Below are 20,570 nucleotides of genomic sequence, written 5' to 3'. Positions count from 1 at the left end.
GCGGAGACCGAGGACACAACCATGGCAAAACGACACCGGCCGCTAACCCCCAACGAGCCCTTGCGTCACCCCGATCATGCCCGGCCGGTGACACGCCGGGATTTCATCCGTCAGGGCTTTCTGGCGGGCGGCGGTGTCGTGATGGGGGGCGCACTCTGGGGTCTGTTTCCCCGGATGGCCCAGGCGCTGCTCTCGACCGATATTCAGAACATGGCCACCAGCGCGGGTTGCCCGTTGGGTGCTTTCGCCGGCGCCAAGGTCCCGTTTATCTGCTTTGATCTGGCAGGCGGTGCCAATATTGCCGGCTCCAATGTGTTGGTCGGAAATCAGGGCGGGCAGCTGGATCTGCTGACCACCGCGGGCTACAGCAAGCTCGGCTTGCCCGGCGATATGCTGCCGGGCCAGGTCGAGACCAATCCCTCCGCCACCAGCAACGGTGACTTCACCGACACGACCCTGGGGCTCACCTTCCATTCCACGAGCGCCATGCTGAGGGGAATACTGGAGAAGATCTCCCCGGCCACTGCCGCCAATATCAACGGCGCGGTGATCCCGGCGCGCTCGGACAACGACACCGGCAACAATCCCCACAATCCCATGTATGGCATAGCACGCGCCGGTGCGACCGGTGAGATCGTCACGCTGGTCGGATCACGCAACTCGGAATCGGGCGGCAACTCGGTGGCGCCGATGGCCATGATCGATCCGGAGATTCGCCCGACCAAAGTCGACAGACCTTCCGATGTCACCGGCATGGTGGATACGGGAAACCTGACCGGCATTCTTACCGATCCCACCGATGTGGTTGCCGTTATGGAGTCCATGACGCGCCTCAGCGACGGCAAACTGGCCCTGAGCGCTGTCGATCCGCGACTCTCTGCCGCCGAGAATGCCGCGATCAAGGATCGCGTGCGTTGCGGATATATCAACTCCGCTGACATTGCGGATCGCTTTGCCGGGGTCAGTGTTGACCCCACCACCGACACCGATATCCGCGGCGGGGCAGGCATATTCTCGGCAGTGGAGTTCGACGGTGACGGCGAGTTTCGTAAAACCGCATCGGTGATGAAGATGGTGCTGGATGGGGCAAGCGGCGGTTATGCCGGCGCAGGCACCATCACCATGGGTGGTTATGATTACCACACCGGAGACCGAGCCACCGGCGAACTGCGCGATCTGCGCGCCGGTCGCTGCATGGGCGCCTGCCTGGAGTACGCAGCGCGAAAGGGCAGGCCGCTGATGCTGTATGTGCTCAGCGACGGCTCGGTCGCCAGCAACGGTCAGCTCGACAACTCAGCAAACGGTGGCGGCAAGGGGGTCTGGACCGGCGACAACTCATCCACCGCCGCATCTTTCTTTCTGGTCTATAGCCCTCTGGGACGACCGCAACTGCTCGGGGCGGACGCCGCGGCGCAAGCGCGCCACCAGCAGATCGGTTACATGCGTAGCGATGCCTCGGTGGAAACCGCCTCAAGCCCGGCGGCCAACAATGTAAACCTCCTCGTCGAGACCGTGATCCTCAACTACATGGCACTTCACGGCGAGCAAGGCAGCTTTCAATCGCTCTTCGGCACCACACTTGCCAACTCAACCCCCCTGGACAGCCTGATCGCCTTCCAACAGATCGTGTAGGCGAAGCCTCTCAGCGCCGTTCACCCGCAACGCCTGGAGACTCCGGTTGACCACGCAGGGTGTGTCTGCCTGAGGGCCATAAATTATTTTGCTACCGCAGCAAAATCTATTGATTGCGTGCCCATACAGCAGCATTCAAGGTGGACAGCCTGACAAACAGATAGTTGATCAGACCATATTTAACCTCTTTAACAGTATTTATCTCATTGTTTTTCTTGTTATTAAGTGATTCCCAATTATTTCTGAAGCTCATCTGGTCTGATTAAACGATTCACCATTGGGCATTCACGCTTCTTTGTTGCACTGCATCAGTTTTTGTGTATAATGCCCGCCAACGTAATACAGTTTTTACCCCTCCTCCTCCTTTGGTGGTAGTACCGGCGCCCGCCCCTCCTTATACGGGTGCCGGTCTTTTTTTTTCCAGTATCCCCTTCGTCAATCAAGGCATTCCAGCGGCTCGCACCCTCCGAAAATCGTATTTCAGGCCACGATGCCGGGTGCGAAACCAGAGCGTTCAATGAGGGACGTCCTTCCGATAGCCCGCGAATTCGCATCGCGCCAATGCACCCGGATTCCAATTTTCGACGGGGCATCCGCTCAGCATTCACTCCTGTCAGTGCGCCAACCGGCGATATTGGCCAGCCGATCAATCGTAAACAGTGTGGATACGGAGGGTGTCCGGCACTCATCGAAAGCACCCGAATGGGACAGCGCGAGAGGCGTTCCGGGAGGCAAAAAAAAAACCGGCTTCCGAATGGGGGGGAGGGGAAGGAGAAGTTCGGAAGCCGGTTATACACAGCATGTGTCAACCGGGTATTAACATAGCAAAGCACTCAGGATAACGCAAGCGCTTTTTGACAATTGTCATTTCCGGCCGGGTTGACGCCGATGATGCCCGTCCTGTTCCCTTTCACGCCGGATAAGGTCTCTGGTTTCGAGCTCTGGTTTCGAGCTCTGGTTTCGAGCTCTGGTTTCGAGCTCTGGTTTCGAGCTCTGGTTTCGAGCTCTGGTTTCGAGCTCTGGTTTCGAGCTCTGGTTTCGAGCCGAATCCGGTATCGGCACATCAACCTGATCCCGACAGGGTTGATCAGCTATTCAATCAGGACTATATTAGTCCTACATTATAGGACTAGATTAGTCCTCTATATGAACGGCTAGGGATTCAAGATGCTGCGGATGAGCAAGTTGACTGACTATGGAATCGTGGTGATGAGCCATCTCGCCACCGAATCCGGTCGTCCGCATACTGCGGCGGAGTTGGCGCTGGAGACCCAGGTCAACCAGCCCACGGTTAGCAAGATTCTCAAGCTGCTGACCCGTGAGGGTTTGCTCGACTCCTATCGTGGCGCCAAAGGTGGCTACCGTCTGGCACGTGGTGCAGACGCCATCTCAATGGCTGAAATCATCGATGCCCTTGAGGGACCCATCGCAATCACCGAATGCAGCAGCGAACAGGGAGCCTGCGATCAGGAACCTCACTGCTCGGTGAGCAGCCACTGGCAATGGATCAACAGGACGATTCACAAGGCGCTGGACGATGTCTCCCTTGCCGAGATGACCCAGGCGACACAGCCACGGATGAGCATCGACCCCCACGGAACATTGCAGTCGTTTCGCGGGATTCCGGTTCGTACAACGGTGACCGCTGGCTAGCGGGCACTGGTGAAATCCACCTTCATTTAAAGACATAGCGATTTGAACCTATGACTTCCACACAAGACGTCAACACACTCATCAGTCAGGAATACAAACACGGATTCGTGACTGATATCGAGTCCGACACCTTCCCCCCAGGGTTGAATGAAGATGTCGTCCGTGCGATCTCGGCGCGCAAGAACGAGCCTGAGTGGCTGCTGGAGTGGCGCCTCAAGGCCTTCCGGCACTGGTGCACCATGACCGAACCGCACCACTGGGCCCACCTCAAGTATCCCCCCATCGATTATCAGGCGGTCAGCTACTACTCTGCCCCGAAGAAAAAAGGGGACGGGCCGAAGAGCCTGGATGAAGTTGACCCTGATCTGCTGGAAACCTACGCCAAGCTCGGCATCCCCCTCAAGGAGCAGGAAGTGCTGGCCGGTGTAGTGGCCGTTGACGCGGTATTCGATAGTGTATCGGTCGCCACAACCTTCAAAAGCAAGCTGGCTGAGCAGGGAATCATCTTCGGCTCCTTTTCCGAGGCGGTCCAGGAACATCCGGAGCTGGTCCGCGCGTATCTTGGCAGTGTCGTCCCCTATACCGACAACTATTTTGCCGCACTTAACTCCGCGGTGTTCAGCGATGGTTCGTTCTGCTACATCCCCAAGGGCGTACGCTGCCCCATGGAACTGTCGACCTATTTCCGCATCAACGCCGCCTCCACCGGCCAGTTCGAGCGCACGCTGCTGGTCGCGGACGAAGGTAGCCATGTCAGTTACCTGGAGGGGTGCACCGCGCCGATGCGCGACGAGAATCAGCTCCACGCCGCCGTCGTCGAATTGATCGCGCTCAAAGATGCCCAGATCAAGTACTCCACGGTGCAGAACTGGTATCCCGGTAACGAAGCGGGTCAGGGTGGCATCTACAACTTCGTCACCAAACGCGGTGATTGCCGTGGCGATAACTCCAAGATCTCCTGGACGCAGGTGGAGACCGGTTCGGCCATCACCTGGAAATATCCCAGCTGCTTGTTGCGTGGCGACAATTCGGTGGGCGAGTTCTACTCGGTGGCATTGAGCTCGCTCAAGCAGCAAGCCGACACCGGTACCAAGATGATCCATCTCGGTAAGAACACGAGCAGCACGATAATCTCCAAGGGCATCTCCGCCATGCGCGGGCAAAACGCCTATCGCGGCCTGGTCAAGATCGGCAAAAACGCGGAAAACGCGCGCAACTACACCCAGTGCGATTCGCTGCTCATGGGTGACAAATGCGGCGCGCATACCTTCCCTTACATCGAAGTGAAGAATCCAACCGCCCAGGTGGAACACGAAGCCTCGACATCGAAAATCGGTGAGGATCAGCTCTTCTACCTCAAGCAGCGCGGACTGTCTGAAGAAGATGCTGTTTCCATGATCGTCAACGGCTTCTGCAAAGAGGTATTCAAAGAACTGCCGATGGAATTCGCAGTTGAGGCCCAGAAACTTTTGGGTATCAGCCTGGAAGGCGCAGTGGGTTAATTGTAGGGGCGGTTTCGCGAATGCGGTGGCGGGAACCAGGCCGCTGATCGCGAATGAATTCACTCCTACATGAACAATGTGTTTTTTGTAGGGGCGGTTTCAACCGCGATCATGACCTTGATCTGGACCACGATCGCGAATCGATTCGCCCGCAGCGACGAATCGAACACTAATCGACACACGAAAAACCGGGGCAGCGTCGAGAGCCCCACGGAGAGAAACCACTATGCTGGAAATCAAAGATCTACACGTCGCCGTGGGCGGCAAAGAGATACTGAAGGGGCTGAGTCTCTCGGTACAAGCGGGTGAGGTGCACGCCATCATGGGACCGAATGGCTCCGGGAAAAGCACCCTCGCCCACATTCTGGCCGGGCGTGAAGGTTATGAGGTAACCGGTGGCGACATCACCTATCGCGGGCAATCACTACTGGAGGTCCCTGCGGAGATACGCGCCCGTGACGGCATCTTCCTCGCTTTTCAGTATCCGGTGGAAATACCCGGCGTCAGCAACATTCTGCTGATGAAAGCCGCCGTCAATGCGGTACGCAAGCATCGAGGTGAAGAAGAACTCGATGCCATGGACTTCCTTACCTTTGTAAAAAGCCGCATGGCGAACCTCAAGATGAAGGAAGATTTCCTCTACCGTTCGGTCAACGAAGGGTTCTCCGGTGGTGAGAAAAAGCGCAACGAAATTCTACAGATGGCCATGCTGCAGCCCTACCTGGCGGTATTGGACGAAACCGACTCGGGTCTCGATATCGACGCTCTCAAGATCGTTGCTGAAGGCGTCAATCAATTGCGCAGCGCTGATCGCGCTTTTGTCGTAATCACCCATTACCAGCGGTTACTGGATTACATCGTACCCGACCACGTCCATGTGCTGGCCGATGGACGTGTTGCCCGATCGGGTGGTCGCGAGCTGCCGCTGGAACTGGAAGCGAGCGGGTATAGCTGGCTGCACGACGAGCCGGCCCAAGCAGCGCGGTGAGAGGTAACCGATGAAAGAGAAAAGCGCAACTGAACGTTGGCAAAGGGCCTTCGGCGAGGCCGCTGAAGCGCTTCCGGGCGCCGGCGTGGACTGGCTGCGGGAGAGTCGCGCAAACGCTTTAGCGCGATTCACCGCTTCGGGATTTCCCACGCGCCGCGATGAAGAGTGGAAATACACCGGTGTCAGTCCGGTTGAACAGGAAATAGCCGGTCTGGTACTTCGACCCGGCACGGTCACCGAAGAGGATATTCAGGCGTACCTTCTGACAGAATTGACCACCCACGCCCTGGTATTTGTCGACGGGCACTTCTCCCCGACTCTCTCACGCATCGGTGACTTGCCAGCCGGTGTGACATTGACCAACATCAACAACCTCCTGGAACAGAATCCAGAGCGCCTGCACCCGCATCTGGCGCATGACGACGAGACACGCTGGTTCGCTGCGTTGAACCAGGCATTGCTGATCGACGGCGCCTACTTGGAGCTGCCATCCAACACTGCCATGGAGACGCCAATCCACCTGCTTTTCGTTGCCACGGATAACAGCGAGCAACGGGCTGTCCAGCCACGCAATTTAATACTGGTGGGCGCGCAGAGCACGGCTACTGTGGTCGAACACTACGTAGGACTTGGCGGGAAATGCTATCTGACCAATAGCGTAACCGACATCGTTACCGGCGAAGGCGCTGTCCTCCATCACTACAAGGTCCAACAGGAAGGCACCAACGCTTACCACATCGGCACGATGCGCAGCCGGCAGGCTGCAGCGAGCCGGTTTGATTCGCACTCTATCGCACTGGGCGGCCGCATCGTGCGGAACGATGTCTACGCACGCCTCGAACAAAGCGGTGCAAGCTGCACCCTCAATGGGCTGTTTCTGGGATCAGGCCGACAACACATTGACAACTACACCTGGGTGGACCACCTGGTACCTCAATGCACGAGCAGTGCGTTCTACAAGGGAATTCTCGATGACAACGCCCGCGGTGTTTTCAACGGGCGCGTGTACGTCCATCCTGACGCGCAACAGACCGAAGCCATGCAATCCAACGCCAATCTCCTGCTGTCGCGCGATGCCGAAATCGACACCAAGCCGCAGCTCGAGATCTATGCCGATGATGTCAAGTGCAGTCACGGCGCAACGGTAGGCGAACTCGATCCCACCGCGATTTTCTATTTGCAATCCCGTGGCATCGACAAGGATGCGGCGCGCAGCCTGCTTACTTTCGCCTTTGCCGGCGATCTGTTGCGCCACATCGAACTGATGCCCTTGCGCAAGAGACTCGAAGAAATCGTCATTGCCCGCCTGCCAAACAGCGAGACCGTGAAGGATCTATTGTGAACACCGCCAGCGAATTCATTTCGGCTCACGTGGCGTCGACGTTTGATGTCGCACAGATTCGCCGCGACTTTCCCGTCTTGAATCAAGAGGTTCATGGCAAGCCGCTGGTCTACCTCGACAACGCCGCAACGACGCAGAAACCACGCGCGGTAATCGAGGCCGTCGACAGCTTTTACCGGAATGACAACGCCAACATCCACCGCGGTGTTCACCTGTTGAGCGAACGCGCCACCAGGAACTATGAGGATGCCCGCAAGAAAGTGCAGCGGTTTATCAACGCGGCCGACAGCAAGGAGATCATCTTCGTGCGCGGAGCCACCGAGGCAATCAATCTCGTGGCGCAGAGTTACGGCCGTTCCAACCTCAAGACGGGTGATGAGATCCTGATCACCGAAATGGAGCACCACTCCAACATCGTGCCCTGGCAGATGCTCTGCGAGCAGACCGGTGCGATCCTCAAGGTAGTGCCCTTCAATGACTGGGGTGAACTGCAGATGGAGGAGTTTCATCGTCTGCTCAATGCGAAAACGAGGCTGGTGGCGGTAGTGCAGGTTTCCAACTCGCTGGGCACCATCAATCCTGTGAAGCAGATCATCGACGCGGCGCACGCCCAGGGAACACCCGTACTGGTGGATGGCGCCCAGTCTGTGCCGCATATGGCCGTAGACGTTCAGGCACTGGATTGCGACTTCTTTGTTCTCTCCGGGCACAAACTCTTTGCCCCGACGGGAGTCGGCGTGCTTTACGGCAAAGCCGCACTGCTGGATGCCATGCCGCCGTACCAGGGCGGCGGAGACATGATCCGCACCGTCAGCTTCGACAAGACGCAGTTCAATGCCCTCCCCTACAAATTCGAGGCCGGTACACCGCATATCGCCGGCGTCATCGGCCTTGGCGCGGCGATCGACTACCTGGACGCGATCGGAATGGAGGCCATCGCCGCCTATGAGCATGAACTGCTCGACTACGCGACAGCAGCGGCACAGCAGACACCGGGACTGACCCTCGTCGGAACCGCAGAGGAGAAGGCAAGCATCCTGGCATTTCTAGTGGACGGAATCCATGCCCACGACCTTGGAACCATTCTCGATCATGAGGGTGTGGCGATCCGTGCCGGGCACCACTGCACCATGCCCGTGATGCAGCACTTTGGAGTGGCGGCTACGGCGCGCGCCTCGTTCGCCTTCTACAACACGTACGACGATGTCGACCGCCTGGTGGCCGCCATAGCAAAGGCCAAGGAGATGTTCGGCCGATGAGCGATCTGCGTGACCTCTATCAGGAGGTGATTTTCGATCACAACCGCAATCCGCGAAACAGCCGCGCCATGGCCGACGCCAGCCATCGCGCCGATGGACACAATCCGTTGTGCGGAGATCAGATCACGGTTTACCTCAAGGTTGAGGGGGGCGTTATTGAAGATGTGAGCTTCGAGGCACATGGCTGCGCCATCTCCACAGCCTCCGCCTCGCTCATGACGCAAGCGCTGAAGGGTAAACGCATCGACGAGGTCGAAGCCCTGTTCGGCGATTTTCACAAAATGACGACAAGCGAGACAGGCGCCTCCGAGCGCCTGGGAAAGCTGGCGGTTCTGGAAGGTGTGCGCGAGTACCCAGCGCGAGTAAAGTGTGCAACGCTTGCCTGGCACACCCTGCTGGCCGCACTCGAACACAACCATCAGACCGCCACCACCGAGTAACTACGAGGGTAGCAATAGCGATGAGCGACGCAAACACCATATCCACATCCAGCAGCGCGGCCTCCAAACCCAATCCTGAGCAACTGGAAGCCTACATCGTAGACGCACTGAAAAACGTCTTCGACCCGGAGATCCCGGTCAACATCTATGACTTGGGTCTGATCTACGAGATACAGGTGAAGGAAGACGGTTTCGTGCACGTCGTAATGACGCTTACCACACCCGGATGCCCGGTCGCGCAGACTTTCCCGGATACTGTCGCTGCCAACGTCAAGGCGGTCCCGGGGGTATCAGATTGCACCGTAGAGCTTACCTGGGATCCCCCGTGGACGATGGATCGGCTGTCGGAAGTGGCGCGTCTGCAGCTCGGTCTGTTCTAGCCGCGAGCATGGATCACTGGATCGAAGCCGCCGCCGTGGGTGATTTGACCACGAATCCCATTCACCCCTTTGAATATAACGGTACTTCCCTCATCGTCGTGAAAAGCAACGATGAGTACTTTGCCCTGGAAAACCTCTGCACTCACGACTACACCCCCCTCGACGACGGTGCCATTGAAGACGACGAAATCGTCTGCGCGCATCACGGCGCCCGATTCTGCGTGCGCGATGGCACAGTCACTGCCCCGCCGGCGTATGAGGACTTGAGAACGTTTCCGGTGAAGGTGGAGTCAGAACGGATATTTGTCTGTGTCGACACCCTGGATTCCTAGCCCAGGTCGGATCACGTCGCTCAACCATGCTGTGAATGCCTGAACTTTCCGCATAATTATTACCCCTGCCTGGGCCTTTCCTTCCCACCGCGACTCCCCATCGGTTGGGGTGCGCGCGCAAGAAATAACCTCCACGCACTTTTCCCGTTGGTCCCCTCTCATTTTTCAGTTCATCCAGGATCCCTTGCCCAAGATCTTTCCGCAGCGGCACATGTCCAATCCATCGATACGCACGGACCGGAGCGAAAGGATCAGTGCGGTTAGGCACGGCACAACCCGTGAAGCGCAGCGGGCGCTATTGACGCACTGCAAAACACCGCGCATACTTCCAGTATATTGCTGCGTTGCAGCATTTCCTTGACTGAAAGGAGCATCCCCATGGCAAAAGCAAACGATCCCTTTGATTTTTCGACGTATTTTTCCAATTTCGACCCCAACAAACTCATGCAGGATCTCTCTGCCAACATGGGTGATTTCAAGATTCCCGGTTTCAGCTTCGACGTGTTGCTCGATACCCAGCGCAAGAATCTGGAGGCTTTGACCAAAGCCAACCAGCTCGCACTCCAGGGCACGCAAGCTATCGCCGAACGTCAGCGTGAGATCCTCCAGCAGGCAATGCAGGAAGCCACCGCGGTCATCAAGGATTTGTCGGTCGCCGGTAATCCCCAGGAGGCGGCACAGAAACAGGCCGCGGTGATGCAGCAGGCCTTTGAAAAAGCGGTTGAAACCATGCGTGAACTGGCCGAAATGACCACTAAAACCAACCAGGAGGCGTTCGAAGCGCTTAGTCAGCGCTTCAAGGAGAGCATGGCCGAGCTGCATCAGTCAGCGGGTAAACCTAAGAAATAACCGGATTCAGCTGAGCCAACCCGTCAGGGGTTGGCTCAGCAGTGTGCCGGTGTTCACCCTATACTGAGCCCGCCGGAATCGGCACTCTGCGATCATTCAGCAGATCTGCCCCACGAATAGATTCGCGATTTTGCCCGATTCCGGTCTAAAATCCCTATGTAATTCTCCTGTTAGGCTCAAAACGGTATCGATCCAGAATGAGTTGTCGGGAGTCAACACGCAGGAAAGCGTAACGAGGGATTGGGTAAACGACCATGTATCTCGAATTTTACAATCTGGATCAACACCCCTTTCAGATAGCCCCTGATTTTCATTTTCTTTATTTGAGCCGCCAGCACGCCCGGGCCATGGCGTACATGAAGTACACCGTGGTCAACCATGAGGGTTTTGCTGTTATCAGCGGCGAGATCGGCTCCGGCAAGACCACGCTGGTACAGAAGTTTCTTGCCGAGATGGACCGCGGTGTTACCGTGGTTCGCGTCACTCAGTCCCTGCTCAACGCCATCGAGTTCCTGCAGACCATTGCCCGGGGCCTGGGCAGCAAATCTCCAGCGAACGACAAAGTGGCGCTTCACAATGAGATCCGTCGCGAGCTCGAGCTGCAGCGAACGCGCAAGAACAACGTACTGCTACTCATCGATGATGCACAGAATCTGGACGACTCGGTTCTCGAGGAAATCCGCCTGCTCTCCGATTCGGAGACCGAGAACGGCGGCTCTCTCAGTATCATCCTGGTGGGCCAGCCCGAACTGGAACATCGACTCAAGCAACCCGTGCTCCGGCAACTCGATCAACGTGTGCGGCTGCGCTTTAAGCTGGGTCCGCTCAGCGAAGAAGAGACCGATCTCTACATACAATACCGGATGAAACTGGCCGGCTGGGATGGTCCCCCTCTCTTCGAACCCGACGCCTGCTACGCGATATACCGCTACACAAGGGGCGTCCCGCGGCTGATCAACATCCTCTGCGACAGCATACTGCTCAACGCCTTCGTCGAAGGCGAGCATCAACTCAGCGTCAAGCTGGTCGATGCCGCGGCAAAAGAGTTGGATTGGGATATCGCTCCCCCGCTGGGTTCCAGACGTAAAACCAGGACGGAAACCACTCAAGGTTATGCTCAAATCGATTCAGCCGGTTCGACCGCGCCCATTCCAAGCTTGGTGGTAGGTACAAGCGACGGGTTTATAGAGCGGTATAACATCACTGCGCCGCTGGTGCGACTGGGGCGTACCTCCGAAAACGACCTGCAGCTGTCGCATCCCAAGGTGAGCGAACAGCATGCCGCGGTTATCAAAGCGGGCGAGGCTTATTACCTGGTCGATCTCGACTCGGAAGCGGGTACGCAGGTCGGCAATCGGCTTATCGTCCGTCATGAGCTTCATGACGGGACCGTTTTTCGAATCGCCCCCTATGAGTTTCGATTCGAACTCCCTCAAACCGCCGATCTGCAAGAAGTCGAAGAGGGAGGAAAAGCATCAGGGGCACAAGGAAACGGTACTTCGGAAAAACCATCCTCCGACAAACCGCGCCCCACCGTCGTAGCTTCGAACTAGCGGCGCTGGTAGCCTGATTTGGCCAGGGATCGCGCGAGTAGCTGCAGGTCGGATTGCCTGGCGTAACCCGACGAATACCTGAAAAAACTCTATTTCTAAGGATTATGGGACAGCGGCGTCCTGGTTCTGTTAGTTCAGCCGCGTAGAGGCCTCAAAGGAGTAGCTGCTGTAGGCGCCGACATCATCAAATGCGCGCACCGCAAAGTACCAATCGCCGGTAGCGAGTCCACCCACCGTATAGGTGCACCGATTGACGCTGACACCACAGACATTGTCGTAAGCGATTTGCTGACAGGATATGGAGCCTGAACTCAAATAGAGTTGCGCATTCTGCGTATATTGGCCGGATGAATTACCGTACGACACGACGAATCCATTCAAGTCATTGCCCAAACATGACCCGTCGGATCGATTCGTGGGCGCATCCCAGCTTACCTGCACCGAGGCGGTACCAGCCGGCACCTGACCAGCGCCGCTGCCGATCGTCGTACCCGTGCCACCACCACCACCACAAGCGGTTAACAGCGCACTGGAGGCAATCATTACGAGGAAGATCCTTGAGTGACACATTCTGGGGCTCTCACGCTTCAACTGATCGGTGGATGATCCCCGGCTACTGACTTTGCGGCACCTGCGGTGTGGAGCCGACGGGTCTGTACCCGGTTGGTACGGATGCAAGACTACCGGTGCCGTACCCACCGTTATGCGGAGGAGTTCACAAATACCTGCTAATCGGTCTGGCTTTGATCAGATAGGAGAACTGGATCACGTAAGCGGCTAAACCCAAAAAGATTTATGATTATTTTTCCACGCCATTTGTATCGATTTTATTAATGCTTATACTTACTGGCGTGTGTCAGACCCTTCCTTTCAGCTTGTTTTCCTCCAAGTGTTAGGGTTTCTTGTTGAAAGCAGGGAAATTGAAAATCACCAGGTTTAACAGTTGTTGAGGATTCACCGGTTTGCGATGCAGGGGACTCCAGGGAACCTCTGATTGAGTCTGTTTAGATGGGAGCGTTGTTCAGCAGCGGCAAGTTCAGGGCGGAAAGTGCAGGTAATGGCCCGCTATTGCCAAGCTTTCCAACACCGAAATCGTCGCTTCCGGGCAACAGAATCACTGAACACGACATAATTCAGAGCTTCCCCAGGTGCCGGGTCGGTCATTATGGTGTATGACCAAGGGCGCCTTACCCTGTTACCGGGAATACCTATGTAAAATAGGACGTTTTAAGAAAACCGACCGATGGATCTTTCTCTCGCCCTCATAAGAATCCATCGATTTATCAAAAGGAGTTGCGCCATGAACGACTTCCCGTTCCCGCACAAACCCTGGTTGGCCGCGGCAATTCTCGCCGCCACTCTCGCCACCACTGGTTGCAGTGCCGAAATCAGCTCGCAAGAGCGTTTCGATCGAGCACAAGTACTCCAGAACGAAGGTGACTACCGGGCGGCCGTGCTCGAGTACAAACTCATTCTGCAAAAGGAGCCCGATAACATCGCGGCACGGTGGGCTTTGGGCCAAGCCTATCTCGAGTTGGGTGACGGGGCAGGTGCAGAAAAAGAGCTCAAATATGCACAAAGCAAAGGCAAGGAGGACGACGAAATAAAACTCGCCCTCGCGCAAGCCTACCTGCTTAGAAGCAATTACAAGGAGGCGTTAGAGGCTCTTGATAGCAGCAGCACGGAGCAGAGCTCACCGCTCGCCCTGGTGGTGCGAGGTGAGGCCGAGATAGGCATCCAAGACCTGTCGAATGCCAAGAAAAGATTTCTGGAAAGCCTCCGCAAAGAGAAAACAAATCCATTGGCGCATCGGGGCCTGGCAAAAATAGCGCTTATGGAGAAGGAGTTCGACGACGCCGATTACCGACTCGATCTCGCGCTGGAACAGTCTGATCAGGATGCACAATCCTGGATGTTGAAGGGAGAGGTGGCACTTTCCAAAAGGGATGCGGTAAAAGCCGAGGAATATTTCAGAAAATCAGTAAACCTGGACGACAACAGTTTCAGTGCCCGCGTCGGGTTGGTGCGCGCGCTTCTTGAACAACAAAAGACAGACCAGACGAAGGAGCATATTGATTTCCTGGCAAAGAGCCTACCCGACCACCCGCTCGTCAACTACCTCACGGCCGTAGCCGCCAAACAGAGCAACAATCTTGAAAACGCCAAGAGCGCGCTCTACCGTGTGCGCAGCGTAAAACCCGATCACTTGCCCAGCATGCTACTGCTTGGTTCGGTGCACTACCTGCTTAATGAATTCGAACTGGCTACACAGCAACTGTCCCAATATCTGAACTCAGACCCAACGCACCTCCCCGCACGAAAGCTTCTGGCGGCATCTTACCTGAAACTCAATACGCCAGGTCGCGCCATCGAAATACTCGAACCTGCGGAAAAAGAGTTTTCTGGTGATGTGCAGTTTCTCTCAATGCTGGGTAACGCCCATATCGCAAACGGAAACTACACCAGAGGCATGTCTTATCTTGAAAGGGCTGTGGACCTCGAGCCGCAAGCCATGGAAATTCGATTGCGGCTGGCCAGTGGTCAGCTGGCCAAGGGAGACCCCGACAAAGCCATTGCGGAATTGAACACCGCCATTGAAATTGATCCCGATTTTCTTCAAGCGGAGATCATGCTCGGACTGATCCATCTCAAAAGGGGTGAGTTTGACAAGACTTTGGAGAGCGCCAGAGCACTGGTTGCGAAGAAACCCAGGAATCCCCTCCCCTACAATCTCATGGCAGCCGCATACGAAGGCAAGAAAGACATCAAACAAGCGCGTGCCACCTACGAAACAGCGCTTTCTGTTTCTTCAAATTACATACCCGCGCTGCTTAACCTTGCACGCCTGGATCTGCAAGCCAACGATAGGAAACTTGCGCGCCAACGCTTTGAATCGGTGCTGGAGTTCGACAAGAACAATGAGCAAGCATTGCTGGGGCTCGCAAAAATTGCCAAGGACGAGGCGCGCTATCAGGACGCGCTACAGCTTTTGGACAGGGCCCGTTGGCATAATCCTGCTGCACTCCAGCCGCGCCTCATCCTGGCAGGGATCTATCTGCAAGAAAACAATCCAAAAAAAGCACTGGAGTTGATCACCGAAGCGGAAAAACTTGCTCCCAATGAACCCCGTGTTCTTGTGCTGCTGGGCCAGAGCCAGCTCGCAACCGGCAGTCATTCGGCAGGTCGAAAAACCTTTGAGAAACTTGTGGAGCTCAACCCGCAATCTACCGATGCCTATTTCAAACTCTCCATCGCCCAGCTAGCCGGCAAGGATGTCGCGGGTGCCAAGGCATCTTTGCAGCGAGCAATCACCCTCGACAGCGCCTACCTTCCGGCGAGAGTGGCACTGGGTAATCTTGAACTGGAAACCGGCAATGCCAAAGCTGCGGAACGAATTGCAAAACTGCTGATGAGCGAGCACCCAGAGAGCGCGGCGGGTTACGTGTTACAGGGTGACCTGTGGATGCGCGACAATCGCGCCGCCGACGCCAAAAAGTCGTATCAAACAGCCTACAAGCTGTCGCCCAATCGCCCGCTACTCATCAAGCTCTTCAAAGCCGAGGAAGCCAGCGGCGATAGCGACCAGGCTACCGCGAGGCTACGCAACTGGGTCGAAACAAACCCTAAAGATATTGCCGTACGTTTGGCGCTCGCACAAACCCTGCAACAGAACGGTAAAGGCTCTGATGCCATTAGAGAGTACGAGAGCGTTTTACAGTTGCAGCAAAACAACGTTGTCGCACTCAATAATCTTTCCGGTTTATATCTGGGTTCAGATAACATCCGGTCGCTTGAACTCGCCAAAAGGGCGCACGACCTGGCACCGGAAAGCGCCGACGTTCTGGATACTTATGGTTGGGTGCTGATAAAGAGCGGCGACCTCCAGCAAGGGTTACGGATTCTAAAAACCGCCGTGCTCAGCGCACCGAACAACAGGGATATTAAATTCCACCTCGCGGCGGCGCGCGCTCAAACAGGCGAGCGCGAGCAGGCGAAAAACGACCTGCAAGCCTTGCTCGCAGACAACAAACCATTTGCAGAACGCGCTGCGGCTGCAGCGCTGCTCAAGGAATTGCAATGACACCAGCCGACACCTCAACCCGCAGGAGCGGCTTCAGCCGCGAACAGCCAAATCGCAGGTTGAGTCAAACCCGGCAGGGTGGGCATAACACAACCCCACCCCAAAACCTCAACCCGTAGGAGCGGCTTCAGCCGCGAACAGCCAAATCGCAGGTTGAGTCAAACCAGGCAGGGTGAACCCAACACAACCTCACCCCAAAACCTCAACCCGTAGGAGCGGCTTCAGCCGCGAACAGCCAAATCGCAGGTTGAGTCAAACCAGGCAGGGTGGGCTCAACACAACCCCTCCCCAAAACCTCAACCCGTAGGAGCGGCTTCAGCCGCGAAGAGCATCACCTGAGAAACACGACATCGCGGCTGAAGCCGCTCCTACTGCTTTCGTCCCAGCGCACGCCCCTCCCTTGTCATATAGGTTGGGTCAAACCCGGCAGGATGGGCCCAACTCAACACCCTGACCCAAAAACACATAACACCAGGCTTGGCACCCCGACTAATTCCGGCTAACATTTGTCCCGTACAGCCACACAACTTGGAAAGGACTCCAACATGAGCCACAGCAGGAAGCTGTCGAACGCCCTTGCGGCCTTTGTTCTCATCATCGCACTCCCCGCCCCCTCCCAGGCAGTCCCGATCATCACGGAAATACTCGCCGATCCCGCCTCCGGCCTGGCAGGCGACGCCAACGGTGACGGTATCCGCGACACCTATGACGATGAATTCATTGAGTTCATCAATCTGTCCCCCATTGAAATCGATATCAGCAACTGGACGCTCAGTGACAGCGTCAGTGTCCGACACGTTTTTCCTTCAGCTACCCTGGTGCCATCCGGAGGAACGGTCGTTGTATATGGAGGCGGGACACCAACCGATATCCCTGGTCTCGTATTCACCGCCACCACGGGTAGTCTGAGTTTGAACAATGGTGGTGATAACATCGTCCTCCGTGACGGATCCACCATCATCGCCAACCTCTCGTATGGTGCGGAGGCTGGCAACAACGAATCGTTAACGCGCTACCCATCCTTTACGGGCGATTTTGTCAGACATTCGCTGGTTCCAGGAGCAATTGACGCTTTGTTCTCTCCAGGTACATCAGCAACAGGTATGCCCTATGTGCTGGAACCCCAACCCATTGAGTCGCCGATAACGGCGGTACCCGAGCCTGCGACCCTTGTCTTACTCATCGCGGGAATGATCGGCCTCACGCTCTGTCGAAAACCAACACCGCTTGCGACTCGGTGCACTGTCGAAGAGTAGACTTACATCCACAGACGTCCCAAAAACTCTGAACTATGCGTCCCTTCTCCCTCCGGGAGAAGGTCAGGATGAGGGGGAATCAGCCCGTAGGTCGGGTTAGCAAAGCGTAACCCGACACACACCCTGCATTCGTCGGGTTACGCTTTGCTAACCCGGCCTATATTGACTTGGATAAATAAAAAAAACGGCGGCCAATGGCCGCCGTCTTTTTACACGAATAATCGCAACTGAGATTAACGAATTCGACTCTTAATCACCTTACGACCGAATCCCATTCCCAGCAGGCCGATTCCCATCAGCGCCAATGAAGCGGGTTCGGGAACCGAACCGGTCTGCTCGATTATCTCCTGCACCTTGATATCAACGAACGCGGCGGTGAAAGAGGCAGCAGTCAAACCGCCAGCTCTGAGCTGATTCAGATCCCAAGCAGCACCGCCAGTCGCCCAAGCCAACTCTGCGTAGTTCGCAACCGAGGTCCCGTATCCACCAGTGGCGGTCCCGCCAGTTGCCGATGTGTAGCCACCCATGCCATCGGCAATGTAGGCGTTAGCGGGATTATCGCCGTCAACCCCCACTGCGACTGCGCCGGTACCATCACGGAGTGACACATTTATCACAGAATTCAGCACAACACCTCTGCCATTCAGATCAGACAACACACTGGCGTATGATAACGAAGCATCCCTGTTGTCTCTGTCCTCATCCGTAACCAGAATAAAATTAATGGGACCGCCGGACCAAGCGTAATGATTCAGGGCATAATCGATTGCTTGCCACCCATCTTCAGTACCGCCGGATGTAAATAATCCACTAGTGGCTGAAGCTAAGGCTGCTGCAGTTCCCCAATCACCCGATCCCACAGTATGAGCGTGACCATCAATTCCATGTGAAGAACTCGCTCCATATCCAACCAAACCGTAGTTGTTAGCCGTCTCACCTGCGGCTACCAGCTCCGTTTCTAAGCTGGTAACCATGCTCGAAAGCCAAGCATGCTCACCGCCCATGGAGCCCGACTCGTCGACAATGAACACAATATCGGCAGCCTGCGCGCCCCCAGCCATTCCCATTGCCAGACCGGCAGCATAAACGAGCTTCTTTATACGATTCATAACCTTGCTCCTGTTTTCGCTATTCTTTTGCGTTGTACCAGCGCATCTCAAGCAAAACATGTGCATATTCAATACCAGTTAAACATTTTCTTTTATATTTCGGTGACTTAAGCTCAATCCATCCAATTTACCTCAGGTTTTTGAAGAAATATCTGTAAAAACAACTGACATTTTTTCCCCGGAAACCATGGCCAGATCTTACGCAGGGCCTGTCGCTACCTGTTCACGCACCCATATAAACCGCGGGGTGACCGACAGGTTTGCAGAAGAAACAGTCAATTAGAACGGAAATACAGAAATCCAAAGAGATATCGGGACGGCACCCCCAAGGGGTGTAAATTTTATTGACACCCCTCTGCATACCGCGTGTCACCCTCGAGCGTCCGCCTCGCGAAAACGATCTGTATACCAGCTCGCGCCGACTGACACAGGGATAACGGGTCGATCGGGCGAACAAGCCGATCGATCAAATCAGGGGATAATCACTTCGCTCTCCGGACATACCGATGCAAGCGATTTCTTGAGGCTCATTTTGGCTTGATGGTCTCCGTGCACCAAGCGGATCTGTCGCGGCCGACGACGCATGCGCCGCACGAAATTAACCAGATCCTTCTGATCGGCGTGCGCTGAATAACCAGGCAGCGTATGCACTCCTGCGCGAATGTCATAGCGTTGCCCGTCAAGCTCGACATAGCCCCCTTCGGGACCATAGCGCTGAATATCGCGCCCTGGCGTGCCCAGCGCCTGATAACCCACAAACAGCACGTCCGTGCGCGCATCCCCCAGCAAGGCCTTTAGATAGTTGACGATACGTCCGCCACTGCACATGCCGCTGCCGGCGATCACGATACAGGGCCGCGCGGTGCGGCGCAGGTAATCCACCGCAGCGAGGTGGGTCGCATGGTCGGGAATCGTGGTGATCTGATCAAAGGCAAGCGGGTGCCTGCCCCGTACCGCACGCCGCCTGGCCTCCGCATCCCAATAATCGCGCAGCTGCCGATAGCCATCAGTGAGCCGGGCGGCCAACGGCGAGTCGACAATTATCTCCAGCTCTTCCCACTTCACGCCAGCGGCTGCGTCCCGCAACCCATAACGGTGGATGATATCTTCCAGTTCATAGAGCAACTCCTGGGTACGACCGATACTGAACGCCGGAATCAGGATCACCCCACGATCACGAAGACAGTGCTCGACGATGCGCCGCAGCCGCTGCCGCCGCGAGTGTCGCTGCTCGTGCAGCCGGTCGCCATAGGTGCTTTCCAGCACCAACACGTCCGTGCCCCAGGGAGCTTTCGGTGCCGGCAGCAAGGGCGTGTACGGTGGGCCCAGATCACCCGAAAAAAGCACTCGTTCATCGGCTCCCTCGCCGCGCACCCGGCATTCGATGTAGGCCGATCCAAGAATATGCCCCGCCGGTCGAAAGCGCACCGCCAGACTACAGCCCCCTTGCAGTTCCACGTCTTGCCACCGATCGTACGGAACCGGCACGAGCCTCATCCGCAGCAGCTCAAGAAAACCCTCAATCAGCTTCCTATCGCGCGTCACACCCATCTTCAGCGCATCCTCCAGCATGAGGGGAAGGAGTACCGCTGTGGGTTCCGAGCAGAGTATCGGCCCTCGAAATCCAGCGGCCAGAAGATAGGGAATCCGTCCGGCGTGATCGAGATGGCAGTGTGTTAACAACAGTGCCCGAACCCGGTCGGTAGGAAAATCAATCGTGAGATTGTGTGACGAGGCTCTGCCCGGGGAAAGTTCAGTGCCCTGAAACAATCCGCAATCGACCAAGACTGAGTTCGTATTGTCTATGACTAGTTCATGACACGATCCCGTTACGCCTTCTACCGCTCCGTGGTGTATGAGTTGCATACCTGTCCCTGTAAGGAATAACGTATATTATCTCTCGTGCTTTTGAAGAAAGTCCGAGCCTCGTTAAGATCTAGAGGCGTTCCTTAAATAACTACAATGAGAAGCGTCCACACCAGGGCAATGACATGAATGGTACTAGCTCGAGGCAGGCATCAAACGCCAGTAAGGGAGCACGAAAAAGTCAGCTCAAAAGGCGTTTGAGAGGGTGTTCAAAACTCTGTGTCAGCCAGTCTTCACAGTGCCATATGGTCGTCTAGGCGTCCCTGGAAGTGAATCGCCAGCTGTGACAATGTGAGATTCCAGTTTTGTACCGGATGCGTCCATCGCT

At 56.1% G+C, this 20,570-nt stretch carries 16 protein-coding genes; 13 read left to right on the top strand and 3 right to left on the bottom strand.

The genetic code is table 11. The annotated features are described in order from the left end of the window. Window positions 1-21 precede the first annotated feature (21 nt). The 11 genes from DWQ09_01065 to DWQ09_01015 all read left to right on the top strand — a co-directional run bounded on the left by DWQ09_01065 (window position 22) and on the right by DWQ09_01015 (window position 11,930). Window positions 22-1,632 carry a general secretion pathway protein GspF gene (locus DWQ09_01065; GenBank protein KAA3630276.1) on the top strand — a complete coding sequence of 537 codons (1,611 nt, stop codon included), beginning with the start codon at window positions 22-24 and terminating at the stop codon, window positions 1,630-1,632. A gap of 1,167 nt (window positions 1,633-2,799) precedes the next feature. Further along, window positions 2,800-3,285, top strand: a complete 486-nt coding sequence (locus DWQ09_01060; GenBank protein ID KAA3630200.1) for an SUF system Fe-S cluster assembly regulator — start codon at window positions 2,800-2,802, stop codon at window positions 3,283-3,285. A 50-nt stretch (window positions 3,286-3,335) separates the two neighbouring features. Next, the gene (locus DWQ09_01055; GenBank protein KAA3630199.1) at window positions 3,336-4,787 is read left to right on the top strand and encodes a Fe-S cluster assembly protein SufB; all 1,452 of its coding nucleotides are present in this window, start codon (window positions 3,336-3,338) and stop codon (window positions 4,785-4,787) included. Between the two features lie 226 nt (window positions 4,788-5,013). Further along, window positions 5,014-5,775, top strand: a complete 762-nt coding sequence (gene sufC / locus DWQ09_01050) for a Fe-S cluster assembly ATPase SufC (GenBank protein KAA3630198.1) — start codon at window positions 5,014-5,016, stop codon at window positions 5,773-5,775. A gap of 10 nt (window positions 5,776-5,785) precedes the next feature. Further along, entirely contained in the window at window positions 5,786-7,117 is a 1,332-nt protein-coding gene (gene sufD / locus DWQ09_01045) for a Fe-S cluster assembly protein SufD (GenBank protein KAA3630197.1), read from the top strand. Further along, window positions 7,114-8,376, top strand: coding sequence for a cysteine desulfurase (locus DWQ09_01040; protein KAA3630196.1), 1,263 nt, complete (start codon window positions 7,114-7,116; stop codon window positions 8,374-8,376). Before sufD ends, DWQ09_01040 begins: the two co-directional genes overlap by 4 nt. Then, entirely contained in the window at window positions 8,373-8,816 is a 444-nt protein-coding gene (locus DWQ09_01035) for an SUF system NifU family Fe-S cluster assembly protein (protein ID KAA3630195.1), read from the top strand. Before DWQ09_01040 ends, DWQ09_01035 begins: the two co-directional genes overlap by 4 nt. Before the next feature lie 20 nt (window positions 8,817-8,836). Then, complete coding sequence (locus DWQ09_01030) at window positions 8,837-9,196, top strand: SUF system Fe-S cluster assembly protein (protein KAA3630194.1); 360 nt, start codon at window positions 8,837-8,839, stop codon at window positions 9,194-9,196. A gap of 8 nt (window positions 9,197-9,204) precedes the next feature. Continuing rightward, entirely contained in the window at window positions 9,205-9,528 is a 324-nt protein-coding gene (locus DWQ09_01025; protein ID KAA3630193.1) for a non-heme iron oxygenase ferredoxin subunit, read from the top strand. A 378-nt stretch (window positions 9,529-9,906) separates the two neighbouring features. Further along, window positions 9,907-10,377, top strand: a complete 471-nt coding sequence (locus DWQ09_01020; protein KAA3630192.1) for a phasin family protein — start codon at window positions 9,907-9,909, stop codon at window positions 10,375-10,377. 254 nt (window positions 10,378-10,631) lie between these two features. Further along, on the top strand, window positions 10,632-11,930 hold the full coding sequence (locus tag DWQ09_01015) for an FHA domain-containing protein (protein ID KAA3630191.1): 1,299 nt from the start codon (window positions 10,632-10,634) through the stop codon (window positions 11,928-11,930). A 129-nt stretch (window positions 11,931-12,059) separates the two neighbouring features. On the opposite strand, the gene DWQ09_01010 is transcribed toward DWQ09_01015, so the two are convergent. Further along, window positions 12,060-12,473: a hypothetical protein gene (locus DWQ09_01010; GenBank protein KAA3630190.1), complete on the bottom strand. Its 414-nt coding sequence runs from the start codon at window positions 12,471-12,473 to the stop codon at window positions 12,060-12,062. Window positions 12,474-13,173: 700 nt separating this feature from the next. Between DWQ09_01010 and prsT the strand changes: the two genes are divergently transcribed. Both prsT and DWQ09_01000 read left to right on the top strand, forming a co-directional pair. Further along, on the top strand, window positions 13,174-16,011 hold the full coding sequence (prsT, locus tag DWQ09_01005; GenBank protein ID KAA3630189.1) for a PEP-CTERM system TPR-repeat protein PrsT: 2,838 nt from the start codon (window positions 13,174-13,176) through the stop codon (window positions 16,009-16,011). A 545-nt stretch (window positions 16,012-16,556) separates the two neighbouring features. Beyond that, complete coding sequence (locus DWQ09_01000; protein ID KAA3630275.1) at window positions 16,557-17,267, top strand: PEP-CTERM sorting domain-containing protein; 711 nt, start codon at window positions 16,557-16,559, stop codon at window positions 17,265-17,267. Between the two features lie 233 nt (window positions 17,268-17,500). Here the strand turns inward: DWQ09_01000 and DWQ09_00995 are convergent, their stop codons facing one another. Together DWQ09_00995 and DWQ09_00990 are read right to left on the bottom strand one after the other, a co-directional pair. Beyond that, window positions 17,501-18,376: a PEP-CTERM sorting domain-containing protein gene (locus tag DWQ09_00995; protein KAA3630188.1), complete on the bottom strand. Its 876-nt coding sequence runs from the start codon at window positions 18,374-18,376 to the stop codon at window positions 17,501-17,503. A 471-nt stretch (window positions 18,377-18,847) separates the two neighbouring features. Continuing rightward, window positions 18,848-20,242 (bottom strand): MBL fold metallo-hydrolase, encoded by a 1,395-nt coding sequence (locus DWQ09_00990; protein KAA3630187.1) that lies wholly within the window; start codon window positions 20,240-20,242, stop codon window positions 18,848-18,850. Between the last annotated feature and the right edge of the window lie 328 nt (window positions 20,243-20,570).

Source organism: Pseudomonadota bacterium, from assembly GCA_008501635.1.
Taxonomy (GTDB): Bacteria; Pseudomonadota; Gammaproteobacteria; order QQUJ01; family QQUJ01; genus QQUJ01.
Note: the sequence above shows the minus strand (reverse complement) of the source record. Positions and strands in the feature narration are given on the sequence as shown.